The 16,694-nt window shown below is 38.9% G+C and carries 31 protein-coding genes; all 31 read right to left on the bottom strand.

The features are described from left to right. Nucleotides 1–35: 35 nt before the first annotated feature. The gene (locus F565_RS0112910) at nt 36–1,028 is read right to left on the bottom strand and encodes a DNA-directed RNA polymerase subunit alpha (RefSeq protein WP_020213657.1); all 993 of its coding nucleotides are present in this window, start codon (nt 1,026–1,028) and stop codon (nt 36–38) included. A gap of 21 nt (nt 1,029–1,049) precedes the next feature. Next, entirely contained in the window at nt 1,050–1,655 is a 606-nt protein-coding gene (gene rpsD, locus F565_RS0112905) for a 30S ribosomal protein S4 (protein WP_020213656.1), read from the bottom strand. Between the two features lie 83 nt (nt 1,656–1,738). Continuing rightward, a complete protein-coding gene (rpsK, locus tag F565_RS0112900) occupies nt 1,739–2,122 on the bottom strand; it encodes a 30S ribosomal protein S11 (RefSeq protein WP_020213655.1) in 384 nt (127 codons plus the stop codon). 8 nt (nt 2,123–2,130) lie between these two features. After that, nucleotides 2,131–2,505, bottom strand: a complete 375-nt coding sequence (rpsM, locus tag F565_RS0112895; RefSeq protein ID WP_020213654.1) for a 30S ribosomal protein S13 — start codon at nt 2,503–2,505, stop codon at nt 2,131–2,133. A gap of 2 nt (nt 2,506–2,507) precedes the next feature. Beyond that, entirely contained in the window at nt 2,508–2,624 is a 117-nt protein-coding gene (gene ykgO, locus F565_RS22690; RefSeq protein WP_073370549.1) for a type B 50S ribosomal protein L36, read from the bottom strand. An 11-nt stretch (nt 2,625–2,635) separates the two neighbouring features. After that, nucleotides 2,636–2,851 carry a translation initiation factor IF-1 gene (gene infA, locus F565_RS0112890; RefSeq protein ID WP_007136545.1) on the bottom strand — a complete coding sequence of 72 codons (216 nt, stop codon included), beginning with the start codon at nt 2,849–2,851 and terminating at the stop codon, nt 2,636–2,638. An 8-nt stretch (nt 2,852–2,859) separates the two neighbouring features. Beyond that, complete coding sequence (gene secY, locus F565_RS0112885) at nt 2,860–4,203, bottom strand: preprotein translocase subunit SecY (protein WP_020213653.1); 1,344 nt, start codon at nt 4,201–4,203, stop codon at nt 2,860–2,862. 14 nt (nt 4,204–4,217) lie between these two features. Beyond that, on the bottom strand, nt 4,218–4,670 hold the full coding sequence (gene rplO / locus F565_RS0112880) for a 50S ribosomal protein L15 (RefSeq protein ID WP_020213652.1): 453 nt from the start codon (nt 4,668–4,670) through the stop codon (nt 4,218–4,220). Nucleotides 4,671–4,682: 12 nt separating this feature from the next. After that, nucleotides 4,683–4,865 (bottom strand): 50S ribosomal protein L30, encoded by a 183-nt coding sequence (gene rpmD, locus F565_RS0112875; RefSeq protein WP_020213651.1) that lies wholly within the window; start codon nt 4,863–4,865, stop codon nt 4,683–4,685. A 13-nt stretch (nt 4,866–4,878) separates the two neighbouring features. Continuing rightward, complete coding sequence (rpsE, locus tag F565_RS0112870) at nt 4,879–5,403, bottom strand: 30S ribosomal protein S5 (protein ID WP_020213650.1); 525 nt, start codon at nt 5,401–5,403, stop codon at nt 4,879–4,881. 6 nt (nt 5,404–5,409) lie between these two features. After that, the gene (rplR, locus tag F565_RS0112865; protein ID WP_020213649.1) at nt 5,410–5,760 is read right to left on the bottom strand and encodes a 50S ribosomal protein L18; all 351 of its coding nucleotides are present in this window, start codon (nt 5,758–5,760) and stop codon (nt 5,410–5,412) included. Nucleotides 5,761–5,771: 11 nt separating this feature from the next. Beyond that, a complete protein-coding gene (gene rplF / locus F565_RS0112860) occupies nt 5,772–6,314 on the bottom strand; it encodes a 50S ribosomal protein L6 (RefSeq protein ID WP_020213648.1) in 543 nt (180 codons plus the stop codon). Between the two features lie 16 nt (nt 6,315–6,330). Beyond that, nucleotides 6,331–6,729 (bottom strand): 30S ribosomal protein S8, encoded by a 399-nt coding sequence (rpsH, locus tag F565_RS0112855; RefSeq protein WP_020213647.1) that lies wholly within the window; start codon nt 6,727–6,729, stop codon nt 6,331–6,333. Between the two features lie 23 nt (nt 6,730–6,752). Beyond that, the gene (gene rpsN / locus F565_RS0112850; RefSeq protein WP_020213646.1) at nt 6,753–7,022 is read right to left on the bottom strand and encodes a 30S ribosomal protein S14; all 270 of its coding nucleotides are present in this window, start codon (nt 7,020–7,022) and stop codon (nt 6,753–6,755) included. A 3-nt stretch (nt 7,023–7,025) separates the two neighbouring features. Then, entirely contained in the window at nt 7,026–7,577 is a 552-nt protein-coding gene (gene rplE, locus F565_RS0112845; RefSeq protein WP_020213645.1) for a 50S ribosomal protein L5, read from the bottom strand. Nucleotides 7,578–7,579: 2 nt separating this feature from the next. Further along, nucleotides 7,580–7,894, bottom strand: a complete 315-nt coding sequence (gene rplX / locus F565_RS0112840) for a 50S ribosomal protein L24 (RefSeq protein ID WP_020213644.1) — start codon at nt 7,892–7,894, stop codon at nt 7,580–7,582. 12 nt (nt 7,895–7,906) lie between these two features. Next, the gene (rplN, locus tag F565_RS0112835) at nt 7,907–8,275 is read right to left on the bottom strand and encodes a 50S ribosomal protein L14 (RefSeq protein WP_007803649.1); all 369 of its coding nucleotides are present in this window, start codon (nt 8,273–8,275) and stop codon (nt 7,907–7,909) included. Between the two features lie 2 nt (nt 8,276–8,277). Then, on the bottom strand, nt 8,278–8,535 hold the full coding sequence (gene rpsQ, locus F565_RS0112830; protein ID WP_020213643.1) for a 30S ribosomal protein S17: 258 nt from the start codon (nt 8,533–8,535) through the stop codon (nt 8,278–8,280). Nucleotides 8,536–8,552: 17 nt separating this feature from the next. Further along, nucleotides 8,553–8,744, bottom strand: a complete 192-nt coding sequence (gene rpmC, locus F565_RS0112825) for a 50S ribosomal protein L29 (protein ID WP_020213642.1) — start codon at nt 8,742–8,744, stop codon at nt 8,553–8,555. A gap of 12 nt (nt 8,745–8,756) precedes the next feature. Beyond that, complete coding sequence (gene rplP / locus F565_RS0112820; RefSeq protein WP_020213641.1) at nt 8,757–9,176, bottom strand: 50S ribosomal protein L16; 420 nt, start codon at nt 9,174–9,176, stop codon at nt 8,757–8,759. 20 nt (nt 9,177–9,196) lie between these two features. Further along, the gene (gene rpsC / locus F565_RS0112815; RefSeq protein WP_020213640.1) at nt 9,197–9,982 is read right to left on the bottom strand and encodes a 30S ribosomal protein S3; all 786 of its coding nucleotides are present in this window, start codon (nt 9,980–9,982) and stop codon (nt 9,197–9,199) included. 6 nt (nt 9,983–9,988) lie between these two features. Continuing rightward, nucleotides 9,989–10,405 carry a 50S ribosomal protein L22 gene (gene rplV / locus F565_RS0112810; RefSeq protein WP_026300044.1) on the bottom strand — a complete coding sequence of 139 codons (417 nt, stop codon included), beginning with the start codon at nt 10,403–10,405 and terminating at the stop codon, nt 9,989–9,991. A gap of 5 nt (nt 10,406–10,410) precedes the next feature. Then, the gene (gene rpsS / locus F565_RS0112805; protein WP_020213638.1) at nt 10,411–10,689 is read right to left on the bottom strand and encodes a 30S ribosomal protein S19; all 279 of its coding nucleotides are present in this window, start codon (nt 10,687–10,689) and stop codon (nt 10,411–10,413) included. A 10-nt stretch (nt 10,690–10,699) separates the two neighbouring features. After that, entirely contained in the window at nt 10,700–11,524 is an 825-nt protein-coding gene (rplB, locus tag F565_RS0112800) for a 50S ribosomal protein L2 (RefSeq protein ID WP_020213637.1), read from the bottom strand. 6 nt (nt 11,525–11,530) lie between these two features. After that, nucleotides 11,531–11,821: a 50S ribosomal protein L23 gene (gene rplW, locus F565_RS0112795; RefSeq protein ID WP_020213636.1), complete on the bottom strand. Its 291-nt coding sequence runs from the start codon at nt 11,819–11,821 to the stop codon at nt 11,531–11,533. A 6-nt stretch (nt 11,822–11,827) separates the two neighbouring features. After that, nucleotides 11,828–12,457, bottom strand: a complete 630-nt coding sequence (gene rplD, locus F565_RS0112790) for a 50S ribosomal protein L4 (RefSeq protein ID WP_020213635.1) — start codon at nt 12,455–12,457, stop codon at nt 11,828–11,830. Then, entirely contained in the window at nt 12,457–13,074 is a 618-nt protein-coding gene (gene rplC / locus F565_RS0112785; RefSeq protein ID WP_026300043.1) for a 50S ribosomal protein L3, read from the bottom strand. The genes rplD and rplC overlap by 1 nt, the downstream gene beginning before the upstream one ends. A 241-nt stretch (nt 13,075–13,315) precedes the next feature. After that, nucleotides 13,316–13,621 carry a 30S ribosomal protein S10 gene (gene rpsJ / locus F565_RS0112780; protein ID WP_020213633.1) on the bottom strand — a complete coding sequence of 102 codons (306 nt, stop codon included), beginning with the start codon at nt 13,619–13,621 and terminating at the stop codon, nt 13,316–13,318. 11 nt (nt 13,622–13,632) lie between these two features. Beyond that, entirely contained in the window at nt 13,633–15,756 is a 2,124-nt protein-coding gene (fusA, locus tag F565_RS0112775) for an elongation factor G (RefSeq protein WP_020213632.1), read from the bottom strand. A 19-nt stretch (nt 15,757–15,775) separates the two neighbouring features. Further along, a complete protein-coding gene (rpsG, locus tag F565_RS0112770; RefSeq protein WP_020213631.1) occupies nt 15,776–16,252 on the bottom strand; it encodes a 30S ribosomal protein S7 in 477 nt (158 codons plus the stop codon). Between the two features lie 26 nt (nt 16,253–16,278). Beyond that, nucleotides 16,279–16,692: a 30S ribosomal protein S12 gene (gene rpsL, locus F565_RS0112765; protein ID WP_026300042.1), complete on the bottom strand. Its 414-nt coding sequence runs from the start codon at nt 16,690–16,692 to the stop codon at nt 16,279–16,281. Nucleotides 16,693–16,694 lie beyond the last annotated feature (2 nt).

The raw sequence follows: 16,694 nt of genomic DNA, 5'->3' as shown, positions 1-16,694 counted from the left end.
GAATTGTAATTTAACCCTAACCTGTCGGTACCGGATTATTCTTTATCTAATTTGTATTTCGTTAAATCCATTCCAAAGTGTAGATTCTTAGAGGCAACAAGTTCATCAAGCTCAGTCAATGATTTTTTACCAAAATTACGGAATTTCATTAAGTCATTTTTGTTGAACGATACAAGATCTCCTAATGTATCAACTTCAGCCGCTTTTAAACAATTTAATGCTCTTACAGAAAGATCCATATCAACCAGTTTGGTTTTAAGGAGCTGTCTCATGTGTAACGATTCCTCGTCGTATGATTCTGTTTGTGCAATTTCATCGGCCTCCAGTGTTATTCTTTCATCAGAGAACAGCATAAAATGGTGAATCAGTGTTTTTGCTGCCTCAGTAAGTGCTTCTTTAGGATGAATAGAACCATCTGTCAGGATTTCAAACACTAACTTTTCGTAGTCAGTTTTTTGCTCCACACGGAAGTTTTCTATTGTATATTTTACATTCTTTACCGGAGTAAAGATAGAATCTGTAAATATAGTACCTATAGCTGCATTTTGCTTTTTATTCTCTTCTGCCGGAACATAACCCCTGCCTTTCTCAATAGTAAGTTCAAGGTTAATGTTTATTTTGCTGTCTATGTTGCAGATAACAAGATCTGGGTTTAGCACTTGGAAACCAGAAATAAATTTCTGGAAATCACCTGCCGTAAGCTGATCTTTTCCTGTAAAAGATACAGAAACAGATTCATTATCAATATCCTCGATCTGGCGTTTAAAACGAACTTGCTTTAAGTTCAGTATTATTTCTGTAACATCTTCAACAACTCCCGGTATCGTAGAGAACTCGTGGTCTACTCCTTCTATACGAATTGAAGTAATTGCATAACCTTCTAATGAAGAAAGCAAAACTCTTCTAAGTGCGTTACCAACAGTCAATCCATAACCAGGCTCCAGAGGGCGAAACTCGAATTTCCCCTGAAAATCTGTAGAATCGATCATGATAACTTTATCGGGCTTCTGAAAATTAAATATTGCCATATGTTCGACTAATGTCAATTATTATTTGTTATACAACTCAACGATTAGTTGTTCTTTAATGTTTTCAGGTATCTGAAGTCTTGCAGGTACAGAAACAAAAGTACCTTCCTGAGTATCGTTGTTCCAGGTAATCCACTCGTATACACGAGAAGAATTTGATAAAGAAGTTGTAATTACTTCAAGCGATTTCGATTTTGCACGAACTGCTACTTTATCTCCGGGTTTAAGGTGGTAAGATGGTATGTTTACCAACTCTCCGTTTACTGTAACATGCCTGTGAGATACGATTTGACGGGCACCCCTTCTTGAAGGAGCAATACCCATCCTGTATACCACATTGTCCAGGCGCGCTTCACAAAGCTGTAAAAGTACTTCACCGGTTACACCTTTAGTGGCGGCCGCTTTTTCATACAGGTTCCTGAATTGTTTTTCAAGAATACCGTAAGAGTACTTAGCTTTTTGCTTTTCCATTAGCTGAACAGCATATTCAGATTTTTTACCTCTCCTTTTAGCCAAACCATGTTGCCCTGGAGGGTAATTTCTTTTTTCGAAGGCTTTGTCATCTCCGAAGATCGCTTCACCGAATTTACGGGCGATTTTTGTTTGTGGACCAGTATATCTTGCCATTTTAAAAATTTAGGTGAACAGGGGTTATGAATTCAGGTCTCATCCTCCGATAACCTTAGTCCCGTTCGATATTATACTATTAATTAAACTCTTCTTCTTTTTGGAGGGCGGCAACCATTGTGTGGTAGCGGAGTTACATCGATAATCTCTGTAACTTCTATTCCTCCATTGTGTAAAGACCTGATTGCAGATTCCCTGCCGTTACCTGGTCCTTTAACGTAAACTTTAACCTTTTTAAGGCCAGCTTCAATAGCAACTTTGCTACAGTCTTCTGCAGCCATCTGAGCTGCATAAGGAGTGTTCTTTTTAGAACCCCTGAAACCCATTTTACCAGCAGACGACCATGAAATAACTTCACCTTTCTTGTTTGTTAAAGAAATAATGATATTATTAAAGGTTGCACTAATATGAGCTTCGCCTGTAGATTCTACCAGAACCTTACGTTTTTTTGCACTTGCTTTAGCCATACTACTTATTATTTAGTTGCTTTTTTCTTGTTAGCAACAGTTTTTCTCTTACCTTTTCTTGTCCTTGAGTTGTTTTTTGTGCGTTGACCTCTTAACGGAAGACCAGCTCTGTGGCGGATTCCTCTGTAGCAGCCAATATCCATTAAACGTTTAATGTTTAAAGATATTTCAGAACGCAACTCACCTTCAATTTTCAGGTAAGATACAGCTTCACGAATAGCGCTTATTTCATCGTCATTCCATTCCTGAACCTTTTTATCTTCACTAACCTGAGCCTTTTCAAGTATCTCTTTAGCTCTGCTGTTACCAATACCAAAAATATAGGTTAAAGCAATAACTCCTCTTTTGTTTTTAGGTATATCTACACCTGCAATTCTTGCCATAATTATCCTTGTCTTTGTTTAAATCTAGGATTCTTTTTGTTAATAACATATAACCTGCCTTTTCTGCGCACTATTTTGCACTCGGCACTTCTTTTCTTAACTGATGCTCTTACTTTCATTTTAATAGCTATTAGTATCTATAAGTAATTCTTGCTTTTGACAAATCGTAAGGGCTCATTTCAAGTTTCACTTTATCACCAGGTAATAATTTGATATAATGCATACGCATCTTTCCTGAAATATGCGCAATTACTATATGCCCATTTTCTAACTCAACACGGAACATTGCATTTGATAATGCTTCAATGATCGATCCGTCCTGTTCTATTGCTGATTGTTTTGCCATAAATATAATTAAGCGACTGCTTTTCTATTTTTGCCACTTTTCATCAAACCGTCGTAATGCCTGTTCAATAGATAAGAATTTATCTGCTGAATGGTATCGATCGCAACCCCGACCATAATTAACAGCGATGTACCGCCATAAAACAATGCCCACTGCGATTGAACCCCGAAACTTACCACTACTGCCGGGAACACGGCAATAAGAGCTAAGAATAACGACCCGGGGAACGTTATTAATGACATGATCTTATCAAGGTAGTCTCCGGTCTCCACACCTGGCCTTACGCCCGGTATAAAACCGCCACTTCTCTTAAGGTCATCTGCCATTTTATTGGTAGGTACCGTAATTGCGGTGTAAAAGTACGTAAAAATTATAATTAATAACGCAAAAACTACATTGTAAGCCAAACCGAACACATTTTGAAAACTCGATGTGATGGTTTGTGCCGCATCAGACTTAGAAAGTCCTGCTAATGCAGCAGGTATAAACATAATAGCCTGGGCAAAGATAATAGGCATAACTCCCGAAGCATTAAGCTTTAACGGAATCCATTGCCTGTTACCACCAAACATATCCTGCTCAAAGTCGCCCGAAGCCGTGCGCCTTGCATATTGTACAGGTATTTTTCTTACCGCCATGATCATTAAGATACAAGCAATAATTATAACAAGCCATACAACAATTTCAAGAAGCAATTTTAACGGACCACCATTGTTTTCTGTTACTACAGAAGTAAACTCCTGTACAAAAGCCTGTGGCATCCTCGCAATAATACCCACAAGGATTAATAAAGATATACCATTGCCAATACCTTTATCTGTAATCTTTTCACCCAGCCACATAGCAAATATGGTACCGGTTGTTAAGATAACTACAGATGAGAAAAGGAAAGGGAAAGAATCCGACGGCAAAAGGAAAGCCTCACTTGGCAACGTCCTGTAAAGGTTATAAATATAACCGGGACCCTGAACCAAAGTAATTAATATTGTTAACCAGCGTGTAATCTGGTTAAGCGTTTTCCTGCCGCTTTCTCCTTCTTTCTGTAATTTTTGCAGATAAGGAACAGCAATACCCATTAACTGCACCACAATAGATGCAGAGATATATGGCATAATACCCAATGCAAATACAGATGCCTGCGAGAACGCACCACCTGTAAATACATCGATTAACCAGCCTATACCGCCTTGGGTTTGTTTAGTTAAATTTGTTAGCCCTGTAGCATCAATACCAGGAAGGGTTACGTGTGCACCAAAACGGTACACAAGCAACAATCCTAAAGTAACTAAAATTCTGTTTTTTAGTTCTTCTATTTTCCAGACATTAGCAAATGCTTCAAAAAATTTTTTCATAAGGCTTTCTTAGATTATAAACTTATAACTTCACCACCAGCAGCTTCAATAGCCGCTTTTGCAGTAGCAGTAAATTTGTGGCCACTTACTTTAAGTTTGGCCTTAAGCTCTCCTCTTCCCAAAATTTTCACCTTTTCATTTTTAGTAGCAAGACGGCTGCCTACAAGTACTGAAAAATCTACAGTATCTGTAACAACGCCATTATCTACAAGAGCCTGAAGCGTGTCTAGGTTAACACCTGCATATTCCTTACGGTTGATATTTGTAAAACCAAACTTAGGAACACGTCTTTGAAGTGGCATCTGACCACCTTCAAAACCTATTTTCTTAGAGTAACCAGAGCGCGATTTAGCACCTTTGTGGCCACGGGAAGCAGTGCCTCCTTTACCAGAACCTTCGCCCCTGCCTAATCTCTTGTTTTTATTGTGAACCGAACCTTCAGCAGGTTGTAAGTTACTTAAATCCATTTCCTGTAATTGTTAGTTAGTTTCTTCAACAGAAACTAAGTGTTTAACTTTATTTACCATTCCAAGGATAGCAGGAGTTGCATCGTGCTCAACAACCTGACCAACTTTGCGTAGGCCCAGTGATTCAAGAGTAAGTTTCTGCGTTTGTGGGCAGTTGATCTTGCTCTTTACTTGTTTTACTTTAATTTTTCCCATGATTTCCTTTGGATTAACCTTTAAATACTTTTTCTAAAGAAACACCTCTTTGTTTAGCAACAGTAACTGCACTCCTCATTTGAAGTAATGCATCAAACGTAGCTTTAACAACATTGTGAGGGTTTGAAGATCCCTGAGATTTTGACAATACATCGTGTATACCTACCGATTCAAGAACCGAACGTACAGCACCACCGGCAATTACACCAGTACCATGAGAAGCAGGCATTAGCAGTACACGTGCACCACCAAATTTACCTTTTTGCTCATGAGGTACAGACTGACCAGACAGAGGTATTTTCACAAGGTTTTTCTTAGCATCTTCTACCGCTTTAGCAATAGCTTCAGATACGTCTTTAGATTTACCCAGACCATGTCCTACAACACCATTCTCGTCTCCTACAACTACAATTGCGCTAAAGCCGAAAGCCCTACCACCTTTTGTAACTTTAGTAACACGGTTTACACTAACCAAACGATCTTTTAATTCAAGTCCGCTTGGTTTTACCAGTTCTACATTTTTATAACTATGATACATAATTTATTAAAATTTAAGTCCGGCTTCTCTGGCGCCTTCAGCTAATGATTTAACACGTCCGTGGTAAAGATATCCACCTCTGTCAAAAGAGATAGTCTCAATACCGGCTTTCAAAGCTTTCTCTGCAATTAGTTTTCCAACTGCTGCAGCGGTTTCTATATTAGTACCTTTAGCAACACCTGCTTCTCTCGAAGAGGCTGATGCTAAAGTTACTCCATTTGTGTCATCTATGATTTGTGCATAGATTTCTTTATTACTTCTAAAAACAGAAAGTCTTGGTTGAGCAGCAGTTCCGCTTACAATCTTCCTGATTCTGAACTTTATCCTTGTTCTTCTTTCAGATTTTGATAATGACATAGTCTTAATTTTTAAGCTGATTTACCTGCTTTTCTCCTCAATACCTCACCTACAAACTTAACACCTTTTCCTTTGTAAGGTTCTGGTTTGCGGAAACCTCTGATTTTCGCAGCTACCTGGCCTAAAAGTTGTTTATCGTGAGAAGCCAATTTGATGATTGGGTTTTTACCTTTTTCTGACACTGTTTCTACAGTAACTTCCGGCACTACTTCAAGAACGATGTTGTGAGAGAATCCAAGTGCTACATCCAGTCTTTGTCCCTGGTTAGAAGCCCTGTAACCTACACCTACAAGTTCAAGTTGTTTTGTAAAGCCTTCAGATACACCAATAATCATGTTATTGATTAGTGATCTGTATAAACCGTGTTTAGATCTTTCGTCTTTATGGTCTGTAAACCTTTCTACTATTACCTGGCCATCCTCTACCTTAACAGATACATCTGAAAATTCCTGAGTAAGTTGGCCTTTTTTTCCTTTTACTGTAACAATGTTACCGTTAACTTCTACAGTTACACCGGCCACAATTGCTACTGGATTTTTACCTATTCTTGACATCGTATAAGTCTTTTTATTAGTATACGTAGCAAATTACCTCTCCACCAACGTTTTCCTGTTTTGCCTGTTTTCCTGTCATCAAACCTCTTGATGTGGATACAATTGCAATACCTAATCCGTTAAGGATCCTTGGAAGGTTAGAAGCACCTGCATATTTACGTAAACCCGGTTTACTAATTCTCTGGATATCTTTAATTACAGACTCTTTAGTATCTTTATCATACTTAAGAGCTATTTTGATGGTGCCTTGTACAGCGTTGTCATCAAACTTGTAGCTTAAAATATATCCCTGGTCGAATAAAATCTTTGTGATTTCTTTTTTCAGGTTAGATGCAGGGATCTCTACCACTTTGTGGTTAGCCCTTACTGCATTTCTAATCCTGGTCAAAAAATCTGCTATAGGATCTGTATACATTTTTTTTCCTTTTAAAACTTAAATTACCAACTTGCCTTTTTAACTCCTGGTATCAATCCATTATTGGCCATTTCACGGAAAGTAACACGTGATATACCGAATTGACGCATATAGCCCCTTGGTCTTCCTGTAAGTTTGCAACGGTTGTGTAAACGTACGGGAGAAGCATTTTTTGGTAATTTTTGTAGGCCTTCATAATCTCCGGCTTCTAATAAAGCCTTCCTTTTATCTGCATACTTTGCTACCGTAGCCTGCCTTTTTACCTCACGGGCTTTCATTGATTCTTTAGCCATATCTTAATTCTTTTTAAAAGGTAATCCTAATTCTGCTAATAATGACTTTGCTTCTTTATCTGTTTGTGCAGAAGTTACAAAGGTAATATCCATACCTGATATTTTGTTAACTTTATCAATATCAATTTCAGGGAAAATGATTTGTTCAGTTACACCCAGGTTGTAGTTACCTCTACCGTCAAAGCCAGTAGCTTTGATTCCGCTAAAATCCCTTACACGTGGTAAAGCAGATGTAACTAGCCTATCAAGGAATTCGTACATTCTTTCTCCACGTAAAGTTACTTTAGCACCAATAGGCATACCTTTTCTTAGTTTAAAAGACGCAACGTCTTTTTTAGAAATAGTAGAAACCGCTTTTTGGCCGGTAATTTTTGTTAACTCGTCTACTGCATGATCGATTAATTTCTTATCCGATACAGCTGCACCTACGCCACGGCTTAAAACGATTTTTTCAAGTTTAGGAACCTGCATTACGTTTTTATAGCCAAATTCTTCTGTAAGAGCCGGGATAACCCTGCTCTTATATTCATCTTTTAGTCTTGGTATATAAGCCATCACTATAGTACTTGATTAGATTTTTTTGAAAATCTCACGTTTTTATCTCCTTCTTTCCTAACTCCTGTTTTTGTAGTTTCCTTAGTTTTAAGGTCTACAAGTGCAAGGTTAGAGATATGGATAGGAGCCTCTTTTTTCACGATACCACCCTGAGGGTTTTTAGCGCTTGGCTTAGTGTGTTTAGACACCATGTTAGTGCCTTCAACTATCGCTTTGTTCTTTTCACGAAGAACACGAAGTACTTTACCTTCTGTACCTTTATGGTCTCCGGCCATTACTCTTACTGTGTCTCCTGATTTTATCTTTAGCTTTGTCATCTGTAAAATCAATTAAAGCACTTCTGGTGCTAATGATACAATTTTCATGAATTGTTTTTCACGAAGTTCTCTTGCTACAGGACCAAAAACGCGGGTTCCCCTCATCTCACCAGCAGCATTTAACAATACGCAAGCGTTATCGTCAAACCTGATGTATGAGCCATCGGCTCTTCTCACTTCTTTTTTGGTACGTACAACAACTGCGGTAGATACTGCACCTTTTTTTACGTTTCCGTTTGGTGTTGCATCTTTAATAGATACCACAATTTTATCTCCAACAGAGGCATAACGACGTTTCGTTCCTCCTAATACACGGATAGTTAAAACTTCTTTAGCTCCCGTGTTGTCTGCTACTTTTAGTCTAGATTCCTGTTGTACCATAATTACTTCGCTCTTTCAATGATTTCAACTAATCTCCAACATTTCGTTTTACTTAAAGGTCTTGTTTCCATGATCTTTACTGTATCACCAATGTTACAGTTGTTTGTTTCGTCGTGTGCAACATATTTCTTAGTTTTTAACACGAACTTACCATATAACGGGTGTTTTACTCTTCTTGTTTCAGAAACAACTATGGATTTTTCCATTTTGTTGCTAGTAACAACACCTACTCGTTCTTTTCTTAAATTTCTTTTTTCCATCTTTCAGCAGACTACAATTATTGTAACTCTCTTTTGCTTAGCTCAGTGGCTACTCTCGCGATAGACCTTCTTACAGTTCTTATCTGTAATGGGTTCTCTATAGGAGAAATAGCATGGGCTGATTTTAGGTCGGCATATGTTTTCTGTAACTCACCAAGTTTACCTTGTAACTCAGCTGCAGATAGATCTTTAATGTCTGATTGTTTCATAATGAATTGTGATTATGCTTCGAAATCTCTAGCAACAATAAACTTAGTTTTTACAGGAAGCTTTTGTGCTGCAAGACGTAAAGCCTCTTTTGCAACAGATAAAGGTACTCCTCCTATTTCAAACATTATTTTTCCTGGTTTTACAACTGCAGCCCAAAATTCTACTGCACCTTTACCTTTACCCATCCTTACCTCAAGAGGTTTCTTGGTAATAGGCTTATCCGGAAATATTTTAATCCACAATTGACCTTCCCTTTTCATAAAACGGGTTGCCGCGATACGGGCAGCCTCGATTTGGCGGGAAGTGATAAAAGACGAATCTAAAGATTTTATACCAAACATACCATTAGAAAGTTCATGACCTCTTTGAGATATGCCCTTCATTCTACCTTTCTGTACCTTACGGTATTTTGTTCTTTTAGGCTGTAACATTTTTCTTTAGTTTAAAATAATTACTTTCGTTTGCGTTGGTTTGCACGGTCACCACCTGGCCTGTCGCCATTTGGCCTGCCATTACCTGGCCTGCCGCCTTGTGGCCTGTCGTTACGGTCCTGAGATCCTGAAGGTTTAGACTGTTTTTTGTCCATTCCAACTAACGGAGAAAGATCTCTTTTTCCATAAACTTCACCTTTCATTATCCACACCTTAATACCCATCCTACCATAAGTAGTGTGAGCCTCGGCAAGTGCATAATCAATGTCCGCCCTGAAAGTTGATAGAGGAATCCTACCTTCTTTGAACATTTCAGAACGTGCCATTTCGGCACCGTTCAAACGGCCTGAGATCATTACCTTAATACCTTCTGCATTCATACGGATAGCAGCGGCAATAGCCATTTTAATAGCCCTTCTGTAAGAGATACGGCTTTCAATCTGGCGGGCAATACTTGTACCTACTAAGTAAGCATCAAGCTCTGGCCTTTTAATTTCAAAGATGTTGATTTGAACCTCTTTGTCAGTAACTTTCTTAAGTTCCTCTTTTAGCTTGTCTACCTCCTGGCCACCTTTACCGATAATGATACCGGGACGGGCAGTGGTGATAGTAACGGTTACAAGCTTAAGGGTTCTTTCGATAATTACCTTAGACACACTTGCTTTAGATAAACGGGCATGGATATATTTCCTGATTTTGTGATCTTCGGCAAGTTTATCGCCGTAATCGTTTCCACCATACCAGTTAGAATCCCAGCCCCTGATGATACCAAGGCGATTTCCTATTGGATTTGTCTTTTGTCCCATAACTGTTTATGAATTGCTTTGTGTGTTGTTGTTAATAGCTCCAAGCACGATTGTAACGTGGTTAGAACGTTTTCTTATTCTGTGAGCACGTCCTTGTGGTGCCGGCCTAAGCCTTTTTAGCATCATCCCTCCGTCTACTCTTATCTCTTTTACAAAAAGACCAGCTTCTTCAAGGTTACCCTCTGCATTTTTTTGCTGCCAGTTGTTAATTGCTGATAGCAAAAGTTTCTCCAGTTTACGAGAAGCTTCTTTTGTACTAAACTTTAATATGTTAAGAGCTAATTCTACCTTCTGGCCTCTTACTAAATCTGCAACTAAGCGCATTTTTCGAGGTGAAGTAGGGCAGTTATTTAGCTTGGCAAAAGCAATAGACTTGTTAGCCTCTTTTCTTGCATCTGCGGTTTCTCTTTTACGAACTCCCATTGCTATTATTTTTTACCTTTATTTTTAGCACCAGCGTGACCTCTAAAAGAGCGCGTTGGCGAAAATTCTCCTAATTTATGACCTACCATGTTCTCTGTAACGTAAACCGGAACGAATTGACGTCCGTTGTGTACTGCGATAGTCTGCCCAACAAAATCGGGAGTAATCATAGAAGCGCGAGACCATGTCTTAACAACTCCTTTGTTACCTTTCTCGATATTTTCCTGAACTTTCTTTTCTAATTTATAGTGAACGAAAGGTCCTTTCTTTAATGAACGTGCCATATCTTATCTATTATTTCTTTCTACGTTCTACGATATACTTATTACTCGGGTTAACTTTAGAACGAGTTCTGTAACCTTTAGCCGGAATACCCTTCCTTGAACGTGGATGACCACCAGAAGAACGTCCTTCACCACCACCCATTGGGTGATCTACAGGGTTCATCGCTACCGGTCTTGTTCTTGGCCTTCTTCCTAACCAACGTGATCTACCGGCTTTACCAGAAACGATCAATTGGTGATCTGAGTTAGAAACAGCTCCAATAGTTGCAGTACAGGTTAAAAGGATTAACCTTGTTTCACCTGAAGGCATTTTTATTGTAGCATATTTTCCATCTCTTGCCATAAGCTGGGCAAATGTACCTGCACTACGTGCAATTACAGCTCCCTGACCAGGACGTAGTTCGATACAAGATATAACAGTTCCCAGAGGAATTTTACTTAATGGTAAAGCATTACCAATTTCTGGAGGAGCAGTTTCTCCCGAAGAAATTGTTTGGCCAACCTGAAGTCCGTTCTGAGCAATGATATATGTTTTTTCTCCATCTGCATAAAACAAAAGAGATATAAATGCTGAACGGTTAGGATCGTACTCGATCGTTTTAACTACTGCAGGGACTCCCGCTTTAGCTCTTTTAAAATCGATAATACGATACCTTTGTTTGTGACCACCGCCTGTATAACGCATGGTCATTTTTCCTTGACTATTTCTACCGCCTGAGTTTTTTTTCGGTGCGATCAATGAACGCTCCGGCTTATCAGTTGTAATAGTGTCAAAGCTATTAACAACTCTAAAACGCTGACCCGGGGTAATAGGTTTTAATTTTCTAACTGACATGTCTTATTAGATATTGTTGTAAAAATCTATTGTTTCTCCTTCTTTTACCTGAACAATTGCTTTTTTGTAAGCATTTGTTTTTCCTGAGATTAAACCACTCTTAGTGTATTTAACCGATCTATCAGCCCTGTAATTCATAGTGTTAACCTCTACAACAGAAACACCATAAGCAGCCTCAACAGCAAGCTTAATTTGTATCTTATTTGCTTTTTTGTCAACAATAAAACCAAAACGGTTGAAAACTTCACCGTCTTTAGTAATTTTCTCAGTAATGATAGGTTTAATTATGATACCCATAGCCTATTATTTGCTTAAATTTTCTTCAATTCCTTCTAAAGAGCCTTCTAAAAGAACTAAACTATTCGCGTGTAATATAGCGTAAGTATTTAATTCTGAAGTAGTTACCACGTTAGTAGCCTTTAAATTGCGTGAGGACAAATATACATTTTTATTTGTATCACCCAACACAATTAAAGATTTTTTATTCTCTAACCCTAAAGCTTTCAAAAAGTTAATGAAATTTTTGGTGCTTGGCGCTTCAAAATCGAAGTTCTCTACAACCACTACATTACTCTCTTTTGCTTTCATCGAGAAAGCTGACTTTCTTGCTAAACGCTTAAGGCTTTTGTTTAATTTAAAAGAGTAGCTTCTTGGCCTTGGACCAAAAACTGTACCCCCACCTTTAAACAAAGGGTTTTTAGCACTACCGGCACGGGCTGTACCAGTACCTTTTTGCTTTTTGATTTTACGCGTACTACCGGCTACCTCTGCTCTTTCTTTAGCTTTATGGGTACCCTGCCTTTGATTAGCAAGATATTGCTTTACATCAAGGTATACGGCGTGCTTATTAGGCTCAATTGCGAATACTGAATCAGAAAGAGTGATCGTCCTGCCAGTTTCTTTTCCGTTGATATCTAATACTTTTACTTCCATTACTTCTGAATGATTACGTAAGAGTTTTTGTGTCCAGGAATTGCTCCTTTAACTACAAGCAGGTTCTTATCAGCCACTACTTTTAAAACTCTAAGGTTTTGTATTGTTACATTGTCTCCTCCCATTCGTCCTGCCATGCGCATTCCTTTGAATACACGTGAAGGATATGATGATGCTCCTACAGAACCCGGTGCCCTTAAACGGTTATGCTGACCGTGCGTAGCCTGACCAACACCACCAAAACCGTGGCGTTTTACAACACCCTGGAAACCTTTACCTTTAGATACACCCTGTACATCTACAAATTCGCCTTCGGCGAAAAGATCTACAGAAACTACATCACCTAATTTGTGCTCTGTTACAAACTCACGGAATTCAACGACTTTTTTCTTAGCAACAGTACCTGCCTTTTTAAAGTGGCCGGCGGCCGCTTTAGTAGCATGTCTTTCTGCTTTGTCATCGAAACCAAGTTGCAACGCTTCATACCCGTCAACCTCTTTGGTTCTGACTTGGGTAACAACGCATGGGCCAGCTTCGATCACTGTGCACGGAATGTTTTTTCCGTTCTCATCGAAAATACTGGTCATGCCGATTTTTCTACCAATTAACCCAGACATAAATTATTGTTATTAATTATTAATTCCCTTCAATTTATAATAGCGAATATTACAAACAGGGGTGCAAAAGTAATTATTATATTTAGATAATCAAACACTTACAGAAAATAATTTTAAAGAAACTGTAAATAATGAATTGTACTACAAAAACTACCTCATTTAACCATTTATTATGAACTAAACCAATAAACATAAAAAAAGGCCCCGATATTCTCGGGGCCTGATTATATAAAGCGATTTATCACACTTTTATTTCAACTTCTACACCACTTGGAAGCTCTAATTTCATTAGGGCATCAATAGTTTTAGAAGAAGAGCTATAGATGTCAAGCAGCCTTTTGTAAGAGCTAACTTCAAACTGCTCCCTTGATTTTTTATTTACGTGCGGAGAACGCAGTACAGTAAAAATCTTTTTGTGGGTAGGTAAAGGAATAGGACCCGTTACCACAGCGCCTGTACTTTTTACAGTCTTAACGATCTTCTCTGCAGACTTGTCTACAAGGCTATGATCGTATGATTTTAATTTTATTCTGATTTTTTGACTCATTTTCTTAAGAATTAAGCGTTGCCTTTGGCTTTTTTGATAACTGCTTCCGAAATATTCGAAGGCGTTTCTGAATAGTGTGAAAACTCCATTGTAGAAGTTGCCCTACCCGAAGAAAGTGTTCTTAGCGTAGTAACGTAACCAAACATTTCTGATAACGGAACGAAAGCTTTGATGGTTTTAGCACCAGCCCTGTCGCCCATATCATTAACCTGGCCACGACGACGGTTAAGGTCACCCACGATATCACCCATGTTCTCTTCCGGTGTAATTACCTCCATTTTCATTATCGGCTCAAGGATAACAGCTCCGGCAGCACGGCCAGATTCTTTATAACCCATTTTTGCAGCTAATTCAAAAGAAAGCGCATCAGAATCCACAGGGTGGAAAGATCCGTCTAACAAAGTAACTTTAAGGCTATCTACTTCATATCCTGCAAGAGGACCTTGTTTCATAGCTGCTTTAAATCCTTTTTCGATAGATGGGATATATTCTTTAGGAACGTTACCACCTTTTACCGAGTTTATAAACTGAAGACCTACAACACCTTCGTCTGCCGGCTCAATAATAAACACGATATCAGCAAATTTACCACGACCACCTGATTGTTTTTTGTAAACCTCCCTGTGTTGTGCCGATCTTGTAAACGCCTCTTTATATTCAACCTGAGGCTCGCCCTGGTTAACTTCTACTTTAAACTCACGACGCATCCTGTCTACAAGGATATCAAGGTGAAGCTCACCCATACCCGAGATGATAGTCTGGCCAGAAGCCTCATCAGTCTTAACCTGGAACGTAGGATCTTCTTCGGCAAGTTTTGCTAAAGCCATACCCATTTTATCCACGTCAGCTTTTGTTTTAGGCTCAATAGCTATACCAATTACCGGAGCAGGGAAATCCATAGACTCAAGTACAATTGGGTTTTTCTCGTCACAAAGTGTATCTCCTGTTTTGATATCTTTAAACCCTACAGCAGCTCCAATATCACCAGCCTCGATGTAGTCGATTGGGTTTTGCTTGTTAGCGTGCATCTGGTAGATACGGGATATACGCTCTTTGTTACCAGAACGCGTATTAAGAACGTAAGAACCTGCATCAAGACGGCCAGAATAAGCACGGAAGAATGCAAGGCGACCTACGTAAGGGTCAGTAGCGATCTTGAATGCAAGAGCAGCAAACGGCTCTTTTACATCCGGCTTACGAAGAATCTCTTCGTCAGTATCAGGATTTGTACCGATGATACCTTCTTTATCCATTGGAGAAGGAAGATATTTACATACAGCATCAAGCATGAACTGAACACCTTTATTTTTAAATGAAGATCCACATATCATTGGTATGATAGACATATCAATGGTAGCTTTACGTAAAGCATTGTTTATCTCATCTTCTGTTATTGAATTTTCGTCTTCAAAGAATTTCTCCATTAAAGTCTCATCATAATCAGCAACAGCTTCTATAAGGGCAGCACGGTACTCACGTACTTCGTCTACCATATCAGCAGGAATAGGCACGATATCAAAAGTAGCACCCAGTGTAGCATCATGCCATATAATAGCCTGATTTTTCACTAAGTCAACCACACCTTTAAAATCTTCTTCTTCACCAATTGGTAAAGTAATAGCCACTGCGTTAGATTTTAGCATGTCTCTTACCTGCTGGCAAACAGCAAGGAAGTTAGAACCCTGACGGTCCATTTTGTTTACAAAGCCCATACGCGGCACCCTGTAGTTATCAGCAAGCCTCCAGTTAGTTTCTGATTGAGGCTCTACACCATCTACAGCACTAAAAAGGAATACTAATCCATCAAGAACCCTAAGAGAACGGTTTACCTCTACAGTAAAGTCAACGTGTCCCGGGGTATCAATAATGTTAAAGTGGTAAGGAAGCGATTCAGGAAGCGGTTTACCTTGTTCTGTTGGGTAACTCCAAGTACATGTAGTTGCTGCAGAAGTAATAGTAATACCCCTTTCCTGCTCCTGTGCCATCCAGTCCATAGTTGCAGCACCATCGTGTACCTCGCCTATTTTGTGTGACTTACCAGTATAAAAAAGGATACGCTCAGTAGTTGTTGTTTTACCAGCATCAATGTGAGCAGCAATTCCTATATTTCTTGTATATTTTAAATCTCTAGCCATTTCTAAATTTCTTTACGAATTAAAATCTAAAGTGAGAGAATGCTTTGTTAGCTTCTGCCATTTTATGAGTATCCATTCTCTTTTTAACAGCAGCACCTTCTTCTTTAGCCGCAGCTAAAACTTCAGAAGCCAGTTTTTGAGCCATAGATTTCTCATTTCTTCTCCTTGCATAAAGAATCATCCATTTCATTGCCATAGATATCTTTCTGTCCGGACGAATCTGCATAGGTATCTGGAACGTTGCTCCACCCACCCTGCGGCTTCTTACTTCTACGTGAGGCATAACATTTGTTAATGCATCTTTCCAAGTTTCTAATGCTGATTTCTCTGCATCTTGCTTTTTAGCCTCTACGATTGCCATTGCATCATAAAATACTTTAAAAGCAGTTGATTTTTTACCATCCCACATTAAGTTGTTCACAAAACGTGTTACTAATTGATCATTAAATTGGGGATCTGGTAAAAGAGGTCTTTTTTTGGCCTGTCTTTTTCTCATGTCTTTCTTTTAAAAGCGTTTACTAATTACTTCTTTTTACCTTTTGTAGGTGCCGCTGCAGCCTGCCCTGGTTTAGGACGTTTTGCACCGTATTTAGACCTGCGTTGCGTTCTTCCTGCAACACCTGCCGTATCTAAAGCACCACGAACAATGTGATACCTTACACCAGGTAAATCTTTTACCCTACCGCCTCTAACTAATACTATCGAGTGCTCTTGAAGATTGTGTCCTTCTCCGGGAATGTATGCATTTACCTCATTACCATTTGTTAAACGCACCCTTGCAACTTTACGCATTGCAGAGTTTGGTTTTTTAGGTGTAGTAGTGTAAACACGTGTACAAACGCCCCTTCTTTGAGGACAAGAATCCAAAGCAGCCGATTTACTCTTCTTAGTTATCTGGGCTCTCCCTGTTCTTACTAATTGTTGAATTGTTGGCATAA

The organism is Flavobacterium rivuli WB 3.3-2 = DSM 21788 (genome assembly GCF_000378485.1).
GTDB classification, from domain to species: domain Bacteria; phylum Bacteroidota; class Bacteroidia; order Flavobacteriales; family Flavobacteriaceae; genus Flavobacterium; species Flavobacterium rivuli.
The sequence above is the reverse complement of the archived record's forward strand: the minus strand, read 5'-3'. Positions and strand labels throughout refer to the sequence as shown.

Excerpts from the sequence above, each read along its gene's own strand:
- rplP (WP_020213641.1), bottom strand. The coding sequence starts at position 9,176 with ATGTTACAGCCTAAAAGAACAAAATACCGTAAGGTACAGAAAGGTAGA.
- infA (WP_007136545.1), bottom strand. The coding sequence starts at position 2,851 with ATGGCAAAACAATCAGCAATAGAACAGGACGGATCGATCATTGAAGCA.
- rplX (WP_020213644.1), bottom strand. The coding sequence starts at position 7,894 with ATGACAAAGCTAAAGATAAAATCAGGAGACACAGTAAGAGTAATGGCC.
- rplV (WP_026300044.1), bottom strand. The coding sequence starts at position 10,405 with ATGGGAGTTCGTAAAAGAGAAACCGCAGATGCAAGAAAAGAGGCTAAC.
- rpmD (WP_020213651.1), bottom strand. The coding sequence starts at position 4,865 with ATGGGAAAAATTAAAGTAAAACAAGTAAAGAGCAAGATCAACTGCCCA.
- rplW (WP_020213636.1), bottom strand. The coding sequence starts at position 11,821 with ATGGGTATCATAATTAAACCTATCATTACTGAGAAAATTACTAAAGAC.
- rplO (WP_020213652.1), bottom strand. The coding sequence starts at position 4,670 with ATGGATTTAAGTAACTTACAACCTGCTGAAGGTTCGGTTCACAATAAA.
- rplB (WP_020213637.1), bottom strand. The coding sequence starts at position 11,524 with ATGTCAGTTAGAAAATTAAAACCTATTACCCCGGGTCAGCGTTTTAGA.
- rpsL (WP_026300042.1), bottom strand. The coding sequence starts at position 16,692 with ATGCCAACAATTCAACAATTAGTAAGAACAGGGAGAGCCCAGATAACT.
- rpsN (WP_020213646.1), bottom strand. The coding sequence starts at position 7,022 with ATGGCTAAAGAATCAATGAAAGCCCGTGAGGTAAAAAGGCAGGCTACG.
- rplR (WP_020213649.1), bottom strand. The coding sequence starts at position 5,760 with ATGTCATTATCAAAATCTGAAAGAAGAACAAGGATAAAGTTCAGAATC.
- rpsE (WP_020213650.1), bottom strand. The coding sequence starts at position 5,403 with ATGTATCATAGTTATAAAAATGTAGAACTGGTAAAACCAAGCGGACTT.
- rpsD (WP_020213656.1), bottom strand. The coding sequence starts at position 1,655 with ATGGCAAGATATACTGGTCCACAAACAAAAATCGCCCGTAAATTCGGT.
- rpsM (WP_020213654.1), bottom strand. The coding sequence starts at position 2,505 with ATGGCAAGAATTGCAGGTGTAGATATACCTAAAAACAAAAGAGGAGTT.
- rpsQ (WP_020213643.1), bottom strand. The coding sequence starts at position 8,535 with ATGGAAAAAAGAAATTTAAGAAAAGAACGAGTAGGTGTTGTTACTAGC.
- rpsJ (WP_020213633.1), bottom strand. The coding sequence starts at position 13,621 with ATGAGTCAAAAAATCAGAATAAAATTAAAATCATACGATCATAGCCTT.
- fusA (WP_020213632.1), bottom strand. The coding sequence starts at position 15,756 with ATGGCTAGAGATTTAAAATATACAAGAAATATAGGAATTGCTGCTCAC.
- F565_RS0112910 (WP_020213657.1), bottom strand. The coding sequence starts at position 1,028 with ATGGCAATATTTAATTTTCAGAAGCCCGATAAAGTTATCATGATCGAT.
- ykgO (WP_073370549.1), bottom strand. The coding sequence starts at position 2,624 with ATGAAAGTAAGAGCATCAGTTAAGAAAAGAAGTGCCGAGTGCAAAATA.
- rpsS (WP_020213638.1), bottom strand. The coding sequence starts at position 10,689 with ATGGCACGTTCATTAAAGAAAGGACCTTTCGTTCACTATAAATTAGAA.
- rplF (WP_020213648.1), bottom strand. The coding sequence starts at position 6,314 with ATGTCAAGAATAGGTAAAAATCCAGTAGCAATTGTGGCCGGTGTAACT.
- rpsH (WP_020213647.1), bottom strand. The coding sequence starts at position 6,729 with ATGTATACAGATCCTATAGCAGATTTTTTGACCAGGATTAGAAATGCA.
- rpsK (WP_020213655.1), bottom strand. The coding sequence starts at position 2,122 with ATGGCTAAAGCAAGTGCAAAAAAACGTAAGGTTCTGGTAGAATCTACA.
- secY (WP_020213653.1), bottom strand. The coding sequence starts at position 4,203 with ATGAAAAAATTTTTTGAAGCATTTGCTAATGTCTGGAAAATAGAAGAA.
- rpsG (WP_020213631.1), bottom strand. The coding sequence starts at position 16,252 with ATGAGAAAAAGACAGGCCAAAAAAAGACCTCTTTTACCAGATCCCCAA.
- rpsC (WP_020213640.1), bottom strand. The coding sequence starts at position 9,982 with ATGGGACAAAAGACAAATCCAATAGGAAATCGCCTTGGTATCATCAGG.
- rplN (WP_007803649.1), bottom strand. The coding sequence starts at position 8,275 with ATGGTACAACAGGAATCTAGACTAAAAGTAGCAGACAACACGGGAGCT.
- rplD (WP_020213635.1), bottom strand. The coding sequence starts at position 12,457 with ATGGAAGTAAAAGTATTAGATATCAACGGAAAAGAAACTGGCAGGACG.
- rpmC (WP_020213642.1), bottom strand. The coding sequence starts at position 8,744 with ATGAAACAATCAGACATTAAAGATCTATCTGCAGCTGAGTTACAAGGT.
- rplC (WP_026300043.1), bottom strand. The coding sequence starts at position 13,074 with ATGTCTGGGTTAATTGGTAGAAAAATCGGCATGACCAGTATTTTCGAT.
- rplE (WP_020213645.1), bottom strand. The coding sequence starts at position 7,577 with ATGGCTTATATACCAAGACTAAAAGATGAATATAAGAGCAGGGTTATC.